The organism is Komagataeibacter kakiaceti JCM 25156 (assembly GCF_000613305.1).
This window is the reverse complement of the sequence record NZ_BAIO01000703.1, coordinates 1-985: the sequence shown is the minus strand read 5'-3', so window position 1 is coordinate 985 and position 985 is coordinate 1. Positions and strand designations below refer to the sequence as shown.

Annotated in this window: 1 protein-coding gene; it reads right to left on the bottom strand. The window is 67.2% G+C overall.

Annotation, left to right across the window (positions count from 1 at the left end):
• Window positions 1-255: 255 nt before the first annotated feature.
• Window positions 256-985, bottom strand: a 730-nt coding sequence (locus tag JCM25156_RS18110) for a LysR substrate-binding domain-containing protein (protein ID WP_025814250.1), incomplete at its 5' end; no start/stop codon positions are given.

The following is a 985-nucleotide window of genomic DNA, read 5'->3' as shown; positions in this document are numbered from 1 at the left end:
TCCTGCACCGGGTCCGCCGCGACGGTCCGGGCCGCCGCCATAATCCTGGCCATAACCGCCGCGCTGATACCCATCGGGCGGGCCGCCATGGTGGTGATGGTGCCGGCCGCCATAACAGGCGGCAAGCGAAAGCATCAGGGTCACGGCGCATAAGGTGCGGATGGTACGGTTCATTCTGGCCTCCTGTATTCATGAATAGAACGTGGCGGGGGCCGGAAGGTTTGATCGGCGGGCTGTTTTCAGGCGGCGTCCCTGTCACGCATCGGGGGCTGGCGGGTTTTCTTCCGCGCGCCGGGTGGGAAAGGTGCTGACGGCCCGGCATCCTTCAGGCGCGTTTTCACGCAGGAAATTCGCGAATTCGGCAAAGGCCGGTCCCCGTGGGTCCGTTGCGCGCCAGACAAGGCCGATGGTCCGGTTGGCCCCCGCGATGGGGGTAAGGGAGATCAGGTCCGCCCATTCGCCACGGTTGCGCAGCGCCAGCCGGGGAATGAGCGAATAGCCCTCCCCCGCCCCGATCATGTGCCACAGCATTTCCAGGCTGGCGGCAAGGCGCTGCTGGTCGCGCTGGATGGGCATGCCGCACAGCGCCAGCGCCTGATCGCGCAGGCAGTGGCCATCTTCCAGCAGCAGCAGGTCCGGCCCCTGAAGGTCGCCCATCAGCAGCGCCGGGCGTTCGGCCAGGGGATGATCGGCGGGAAAGGCGGCCAGGAACGGTTCCTCGAACAGAGGCGCGCAGTGGAAGTTCTCCCCCTTTACGGGAAGCACGGCGAAGACCAGATCAAGCTCGTCATGGCGCAGGGCGCGCAGCATGATGTTGGTCAGGCTGTCGGTCAGTTGCAGCTGCAGTTGTGGGTGGGCGCGCCGTAGCAGCGGCAGCAGGCTGGGCACGTAATAGGGGCCAAGGGTCGCGATCAGGCCGATGCGCAGCAGCCCCTCCAGCGGTCCGGTCTGCACGCGGGCGGCTTCGATCATGGCGCGGGCGGCG